Origin of the sequence: Streptomyces glaucescens, assembly GCF_002154375.1 — a bacterium.
Classification (GTDB): domain Bacteria; phylum Actinomycetota; class Actinomycetes; order Streptomycetales; family Streptomycetaceae; genus Streptomyces; species Streptomyces glaucescens.
On sequence record NZ_MUND01000383.1, the window covers coordinates 2119 to 10319 of the forward strand.

Consider the following 8201-nt stretch of genomic DNA (forward strand, 5'->3'; position numbering starts at 1 on the left):
TTTGCGGACACGGCCTAGGGCCGGGGCCGGCGACGCGACAAGGGACAGACCGCCGCCGTTCGAGGGGTGGATACCCACTCCCCGGTGACGTCGCCGCCCTCGGCAGCCACGTCCCGTGGCAAGTAGTCTGGCGGTGACTTCAACCGACCGTGCGACCGGGTGAGGTGACGGCGTCGACTCATGGATGAGGCCGAGGGGGAAGGCGAGGGCGGCCCCGTTGTCGTATCCGGCGGTGGCGTGCGCGCGGAGTCGGCCGGTAACACGTTCCATGGTCCCGCGGCGGTGCAACAGGGCACAGGGAACACTCAGATCAATTACTTCACCGACCGGGCGCAGGACGCCGACGCTCACGAGAGCCGACTGGCCGAGTATCTGACGGCCGCCGCCGACGCCTCCAAGGAGCACCCCTATCCTGCAGTGCTGCCGGGGCAGGGGCCATCGTTGGACGACGTCTACGTGCAGCAGCGCCTCGGCAACCTGGCGGAGAACGGGCTTCCGCTCGAACCCGGCGCGGTCGAGCGGATTCTGAACGGTGACCAGACGTGCGTCGTGCTCGCCGGGGCGGGCGGTGGGAAGTCCAGCTTCTTGCGCACCCTGCTGGCGGTGGGCGTGCGTCGACAGCTCGACGGCGCACGCGACGGCCCTGTCCCGGTACTCGTCCCCGCCGCGGCGATGGAGAGCCGTTCCCTGTCCAAGGCATTGTCCCTCGCGGTCCGGCTGGAGCTGCCTGGCCTTGTCGGGACGCTGCCCCCGGACCTGTTCCAGGCGCCGCCCGGACCACACTCCCACTGGCTGGTCCTGGTCGACGAGCTGGACGAGATAGCCGATCCGACGAGGCGCCGGAGGGTGCTCAGCGCTCTCATGGCGATCGAACGGAACCAGCGCAAACCGCGACACCCCCGGAACCAGAACCGGACCCGGTACCGCTTCGTCATCGCCACCCGCCCGCTGCCCGAGGACGAGCTGTCGGTGCTCGGCCCCGAGATTCCTCGCTACGAACTGGAACGCTTCCAGCTCACGGATCTGGAGGACGTCGCCCGGCGATGGTTCGGCGCCCACGGGCTGACGGAGCCCTCCCGCCAGGCGCACCTGTTCGTCGGGGATCTGAACCGGTCGCGCCTGGCGGGCCTGGCACGCATCCCGCTCACGGCTTCCCTGCTGTGCCAGCTCCGTGCGGCTGCTCCCACGGACCCGCTGCCCGGTGTCCGGGGCGAGATCTACGCCCAGTTCGCCCGCTTGCTGCACAAGCGGCAGTACAACCCGGCCGAGCCGGGCGACCCCCGTGAGCTGCCGGCCGCGTTCCAGCGCTACGGCGAGGCCGCCGTGACCCGGGCCGAGCACACCCTCAGCCGGCTGCCGCACCTCATCGACCACCTCGCGGCCCGGCGACGCGACGGGAGCCGGCTCAACGCGGTCGAGGTCGTGCAGGCTCATCCGGACGCCCAGCCCCCGCCCTATCCCGTCCCTCCGGACGTATGGCGCGCATTCCTCGCCACCGCGCTGAGCCACAGCGGATTCCTGGCCTTCCACGCCGGTGACCATGTCTTCGCCCATCAGACGCTGATGGAGTACTGCGCCGCCCGCCACACCACGCGCAGCCCGCGAGTGCGCCCGGTGCGGCGGATCCTGGCGGACTGGCGCGGTGCCGATCCCTCCTACGTCGGCTTCGTCATCGACACAGCCTCGCCGGAGGTCCGGCACAAGGTGCTGCCGAGGCTGCGCCGGCTGGCGGTCCGGGGCGGTCTGGAGGGCTGCCTCTTCCTCGCGGAACTCGCCAGGATCGGCACGGACCTGCCGGCCGACCTGCTCGACAGGATGGCGCGCGGACTGACGGGCGCCGCTCGGAGCGGGCGAAGGACCGACGAGGACCGGACCCGGGCCGTCGTGGCGCTGACTCGGCTCCCTGATCCCGGTATCCGCGAGATCCTGCACCGTCTCGTCCAGTCCGGCGCGCTGAACGGGACCGCACTGGTCGCCGCCATCGCGGAGCTGCTGGAGCTGGGGGACCCGCAGGTGCACGACATGCTGCACAATCTGGCCGTCAGCGACGCCCAGTACTCCGCGCAGCGGCTTTGGGCGGCCGACCGGCTGGCCGCCCTCGCGGATCCGCGGCTTCCCGACGTGCTGTACGCCCTCGCCGTCAGCGCGCGGGCGGACGACTCCGACCGGAGCGTCGCGGCCATGCGCCTCGCATCCCTGCGCGATCCCCGCGCCGCCGACGCCCACCACGCCATCGCCACCTGCGCCTCCGCCGACGCTGTGTACCGCGTCACGGCGGCGACGAAGCTGGAGACGCTAGGGGACGACAGGCTGCTCGACGTGCTGTACGCGCTGGCGATGGACCAACGCGTGCACCGCCACTCCCAGGCCCGGCAGTGGGCCACGCGGCGCGTGGTAGCGGAAGACGACCCGCGCGCCGCGGAGCTTCTCCACGCCCTTGCCCACGACCGAGGCCTGGGCGAGAGCTTCCGCCGCTGGGCGGCGCTGGAGCTGTCCGACCGGGGGCACCCCGGGCTGCCGGACGTACTCCACTCGCTGGCCGACGATCCCGACCTCGACGGTCACGCCCGCGTCAGAGCGGCCTGGGATCTCGCGCGTACGGGCGACGACCGGGGCCGGGAACTGCTGCGCTCCCTTGCGCTGACCGAGCCGGGGCACCTCGGACGCGGAGATTTCTGGGACGAGGAGTCGCGTGCCAGGGCGGCCTCCGCGCTGGCCGCGCTGGGGAGCCCGGACGCTCCGGACGTCCTCCATCAACTGGCCCGCGACGACAGCCGCGACCCTCACGACCGTCGGTTTTCCGTCCGTCAGTTGGCCGATGTGGCGGACCCGCGCGCGGCCGACGCGCTCCACCGGCTCGCGATCGACGTCGGCCTGCACTCCTCCGTCCGCATCGAGGCGGCCTTCGAACTGGCCGACACGGGTGATTCCCGAGGAACCGATGCGCTGCACGCGCTCGTGCTCGACAGCACGCTCGAGATGAACGTGCGGGCGTTCGTGCTGCTGCGGCTCTGCGGGCAGGACGACGAGCGGGTGCCTGAGCTACTGCGCGACCTCGCGACCCGGACGTCTCTCGACAGCGTGTGCCGGGCCCGGGCCGTAGCCGCACTGGCCAAGCGTACGGAGGCTCACGTGCCCGACCTCCTGTTCGACGTGGCGGCGGACACCGGTGCCGCCGAGGCCACCCGCACCGCCGCCGCGAGCGCCCTCATGGACCGGGACGACGCACGGGCCCCGGACCAGTTGCGCGCGCTGGCCGCCGACCCGGCGCTGCACCAGGTGACCAGGGAGACGGCCATGAAGCGGCTCGGCCGCAGCGACCGGCCGCACGCCCGAGCCCTCCTGTGCGACCTGGCCTCTGCCCCCGGCCTGGACTCCGGTATGCGTTACTCGGCCGCGCGCACGCTGGCGCTTCACGAGGCTCCCGAAGCGACCGGGCTGCTCGTCGCGCTCGCCCTCGACATCGGTGCCTCGCCCCGGGACCGCGCCGCCGCGGCATACCACCTGACCGACCGAGGTGATCCCCTCGGCGCCGACCTGCTCTGCGCACTGGCCCGGGACGGCACGCTCGATGACGAGCACCGATTCGAGGCCGCGGACGACCTGGCGGACCTGGGGGATCCTCGCGGATCCGGCCTGCTGTACGAACTCGCCCTCGACCCAGGCCTCGGCTCCTTCACCCGCCGGTCGGCGGTCAGGAAGCTGGCCCGTCACGACGACCCCCGGCTCCCGGCACTGCTGCACACCATGGCTGAGGATGCCACCCTCGACGGCTTCTCCCGGCTCACGGTGGTACGCCACCTCGCCCGGGGCGGGGACCCAGCCGGTCCGGAGTTGCTGCGCCGCTTCGCCGAAGCTCCCGAACTGGACGCGGAGATTCGCGCGGAGGCCGCGGAAGAGCTGCGCGCCCACGTCCCGGCGGTCGAGTCCCGGGAACGGCGGGCACTGCCTCAACGGCCGACGGAGAGCCGGTGAGCCCGCTCGGTCAGCCGAAGTGGTTGGTCTGGTGGTTGTGGTCGCCGACCTGCACGGCCGTCGGCCCGGTGAAGGTGTTCCCCGCGGGCATGTCCCCGGGCGCGGGAGCCGCCGCGTCCTGCCGCAGCGGCAAGTGGGGACGGGCGCCGAGCGGGGGTTCGGTCTCGTAGGGCTGCCCGGTGAGGCAGCGCAGCAGCGGCTCGGCGCCGGCCAGGTCGATCGGGTCGACGGTGTAGTGCGTGACATGGTGGCCGCCGAGGAAGGCCGGTAGGTCCTCGCGGCTGCCGCCGGGGAGCACGACCCGCAGGATCCGCTCGTACCAGGTGTGCGGATCGCGGTAGACGATGTCCTTGAGCAGCCGGGCTTCCCAGGCCACGCCTTCTCCCCGGCCGGGCTCCTCCGAGCCCTCCGCCCGTCGCCGGTAGGCGGGGGAGGCGATGGTCAGGACGTAGTCGGCAGCCTCGATCTCCCGCTGCATCCACGCCGCCCAGTCTTGGGGTCGCTCCGCGGCCGAGCGGTCCAGCCGTGCCTCGACGCCGTGGCGGCGCAGCAGAACCCACAGCGCGCGCACTCGCTCCGCGTGTGCGCCGCCGTCGTCCTCATGTGCGTAGGAGATGAAGACACGCGGGCCACCGGCCGCACCGCCGCCGGCCGCCGGCTCCGCCCCCGCTGATTCATGAGTCATCGTGCCCCCGTCGTCGTCCGGCGGCCCCGCCCCTGCACGGACCGTGTATCACGTGATGCCCGCGTTCGTCGGGCCGTACTCCGCCGGATCGGTACCCCCGCGACGCTGACACTTCCGGAGCCCACCGGCACGCCGTCGGCTCACCGGGGGCCGTCGTGTCCCCGCAGGTGCAGGGCGCGTAATGCCACCTCCAGGGCGAAGCGGTGCTCGGGGTCGGCGAGCCGGTCGCCGAGGTGGGCGTCGAGGTTGCGCAGGCGGTAGCGGACGGTCTGGGCGTGGACGCCCAGCATCTCGCCCACCTGTTCCGCGGGCGCGCGGGTGGAGATGTGGACCCGCAGGGTCTCGATGAGCCGGTCGCGCCGACTGGGCGGAAGGCCGTCGAGCGGGGCGAGTTCGCGGGCGGCGAGATGATCGACCAGGGCATGGTCGGACAGCAGCCACAGAGTGGTGAGGTGGTCCTCGCAGGCGACCAGCGGGGCGTCGGGGACCACTCCGTCGTCGACGAACTGCAGGACGCGGCGAGCCCAGCGCACCGAGTCGGCGGCCTGGGTGAGCGGGACGGTCAGCCCGAGCACGGCACGGGTGCCGGACAGGGCCCGGCGGATCATCGCGAGGCGCTGCGGGGTGAGGTCGCCGGGGACGAGCAGGTGGGGCTGGGGGATGTCGAGATCGGCGAGGACGTCCTCGTCGAGCGCGGCCTGGATGCGGTCGGCCACCGGTGGGCGCAGCGCGACCAGGGTGCACCGGCGGGGCAGCTCCCAGGCCGCGGCCTCGGACAGCTCGGCGACGGTCGTCCGCGGCAGCGGCGGCGCGGCCAGGATGAGGTGTAACAAGCGTCTTCGTAACGCGGACACCTCGGACGCGGCCCGCTCCCGCACCTCGGCGTATCCCTCCCGGGTGACCGCCTCCAGCTCCTCCACGTAGGCGAAGAGGGCGTCGGCGAAGGAGAGGATGAGGGTGGGCGAGAGGTTGTGCTGCCGCCCGACCGTCTTGGCGCGGCGCAGCGCGATCCGCGCTCCGAGGCGGTAGGCGCCCTGCAGGGTTTCCAGGTCGCGTCCCTCGTACGCCTCCACCCGGCCGAACCTGCGCAGCAGTTCGTCGCGGAGCTCCGAGCGCCTGCCGGGATCGGCCACCCGGTCCACGAAGGTGACCAGCGCCTGTTCCACGCCCTGGCGGATCGCGTCCCCGTCCGGCCCGTTGAGCAGCCGGCCGTACACCGGGTAGGCCCGGGTGACCTCGGCTCGTATCTCGTTCAGCAGACCCGGCAGTTCCGGCCGTATGAGGGCCGCGAACCTCTTCGGCAGAGGGCCGAGCGGTTCGCCGACCTCGGGGGACCCTGTGATCGAGGGCATGAGTCACCTCTTGCGCTCCGACGCGTCCGGCGAGGTGGCCGGCCGGGCGCGGTCCGCCTCGCGCGGAGGGCGTCCGGACCGGTCCACCAGGTGTCACACCGGTTTGGGTGCTGAAACTTAATCAATTCAACCGCTTGGTGTACACCACTCGGACCGATTCGGCCGGGGGCTGCCGAGCCTTCCGCCGGAAACGGCCGGGAAGCGCCGTCGGATGGCTGTCACCGGACGGCGGAGCGCCAGTTGCGGGCGAGCACCTTGCCGGCGTCGGGTGCGACGGTGCCGGGCGCGGTGAGGCCGGCCAGGTGGGTCTGGGCGCTGTTCAGGGTGAGGCTGTTGTTCCCGGCGGCCGACGGCAGGCCGGTCTTGGCGTTCACGGCGGCGTTGATCAGGCCGATGTTCAGGCCGCAGCCACTGGCCGCAGGCACCGCGAAGCTGCTGTCGTTCTGCGGGGCGCCGGTGAGGTCGATCCGGCTCATCTCGCCGGCCTCGTCGAGCGTGCCGTCGCCCTGGAAGAAGCTCATCCCGAACGCCGGGTAGTCCAGGTTCTTCGGCCGCAGCAGGATCGGCGCGGACGCCGACCCGATGTAGCACTTGTCGCCGAGGAGCGGGTTCTGCAGGTGGATGCGGACCGGCAGGGCGATGATCGGCATGTCCTTGAGGACGCCCGCGGTCTGGTCGAAGGCGTACGGCGCGCCGACGGACTCCATGGTGGCGGTGATCTTGTTCAGCTTGGCGTCGCTGAGGGTCTGGCAGATGCCCGTGATCACCGGGATGTCGCTCGGGCACATCAGGCCGAGCAGGCCGCCGGGGACGGTGGCGGAGTCGGCGACCAGGGCGCCGGAGGGCGGGGCGACGACGGTGCTGGTTCCGTCCGCGTTCTGGACGACACCGAACTGGAGGTTGGTCCGTCCCGTGACGACGGTGGTCTTGCCCAGCTTGATGGAGCCGCTGGCGGAGGTCGAGACCACGCACTGCGGGGTCTTGTCGAAACCGTCGGCGGCCAGCATCGCCGCGGCGTCCACGGGACAGCGGGTGAAGGGGGCCCACTGGCCGTTCAGCGTGGGGTCTGCGGCGGTCGCGCCGCCGACGGAGGCGAGGGTGCCGAGCGCCGTCAGGGCGGCCACGGCGGAGAGCCGGGTGCGGGCGGAGACCCGGGAGCGGGTGGAGGGCTGGGTGCGGTGGGAGAGCCGGGGCATGGTGGTGGCCTTCCGGGGAGAAGGAGGGGGAGCGCCGGGCGGGACGGCTCAGCGCTCCGGGACGGGGATGACGCGGGGCTGCAGGTCCTCGGTGCACTGGTCGGGGTTGAAGACCTGCACCGCGCACGTCTGGCCCTGCATCTGCTTGACGTAGTTGCCGGGGCCGGAGACGGAGGCGGTGAGCAGGCGGTCGATGTTCTCGCCACCGCTGCCGCCGCAGCCGGTGAAGGCGGGGATGGTCACCTCGCCGGTCAACGGGCCGCCCGAGCTGAGCAGATAGCCGACCGGGAGGTCGGGGGGCTGGTGCGAGCTGCGTCCGGTCAGCACCAGATGGTCACCGGGGAACTTCGCGGGCTCGGGCTCCGGAGAGCGCAGCGGGCCTCGCGTCCGGCAGTCGTCACCGACGTCCAGCGGGGTTCCGTTGACCTCCAGGGCGGTCACCCGCAGGACCAGCGGGACCCGTATCCGGGTCTCCATCTTGGTGAACAGGGTGATGAAGGAGGTCTCGCCGCTGCCGTCCATGGTCATGGGGCCCGTCTGCTCCAGCACCATGGTGGCCTTCGTCGGAGCGAAGCCGAAGGTCAGGAAGGTGGCCTGGAACGGCGGGGTGCGCGGTTCCCCCTGGTACCGGAGCGTTCCCTCCGAGTGCTGGGTGAGATAGCCCCCGGTGAAGTCCGGGAAGAATTCGATGTCGGTGGGCCCCTGTTCGATCAGCGCGCAGGACAGGGGGATGAGCGAGGCTCCCCCCAGTTTGCGCACGTTGGCGTAGCCGGTGATGTAGGCGTTCAGCGACGCCGAGGTGGACGGGTGCTGCTCGTCGTAGCGGCAGGGAGGAGCCTCGGGGCGGGTGGCGGCGCCCTGCGGGTCGCGTTCCCTCACCGTCGGCGCCGGGTCCTGCTGGTCTCCCTGGTCCCCTTGTTCCCCCTGGTCGTCCTGGTCGTCCGGGGACTGGGGGGCAGCGGATGTGCCGGAGCCCGGTGCCGGGGCGGAGGG

The 8201-nt window shown here is 72.4% G+C and carries 4 protein-coding genes and 1 pseudogene; 1 reads left to right on the plus strand and 4 read right to left on the minus strand.

What is annotated here, in order from left to right:
• Window positions 1-282: 282 nt before the first annotated feature.
• A complete protein-coding gene (locus CCN42_RS24290) occupies window positions 283-3975 on the plus strand; it encodes a hypothetical protein (RefSeq protein WP_086738791.1) in 3693 nt (1230 codons plus the stop codon).
• A 10-nt stretch (window positions 3976-3985) separates the two neighbouring features.
• Here the strand turns inward: CCN42_RS24290 and CCN42_RS24295 are convergent, their stop codons facing one another.
• From CCN42_RS24295 to CCN42_RS42690, 4 genes and pseudogenes are all read right to left on the minus strand, one after another.
• Entirely contained in the window at window positions 3986-4660 is a 675-nt protein-coding gene (locus tag CCN42_RS24295; RefSeq protein ID WP_086738793.1) for a toll/interleukin-1 receptor domain-containing protein, read from the minus strand.
• Window positions 4661-4800: 140 nt separating this feature from the next.
• Entirely contained in the window at window positions 4801-6012 is a 1212-nt protein-coding gene (locus CCN42_RS24300; RefSeq protein ID WP_086738794.1) for a PucR-like N-terminal domain-containing protein, read from the minus strand.
• A 218-nt stretch (window positions 6013-6230) separates the two neighbouring features.
• Complete coding sequence (locus tag CCN42_RS24305; RefSeq protein ID WP_086738796.1) at window positions 6231-7208, minus strand: hypothetical protein; 978 nt, start codon at window positions 7206-7208, stop codon at window positions 6231-6233.
• Window positions 7209-7256: 48 nt separating this feature from the next.
• Window positions 7257-8201 (minus strand): annotated as a pseudogene (locus CCN42_RS42690) (DUF6801 domain-containing protein); the annotation flags it as partial.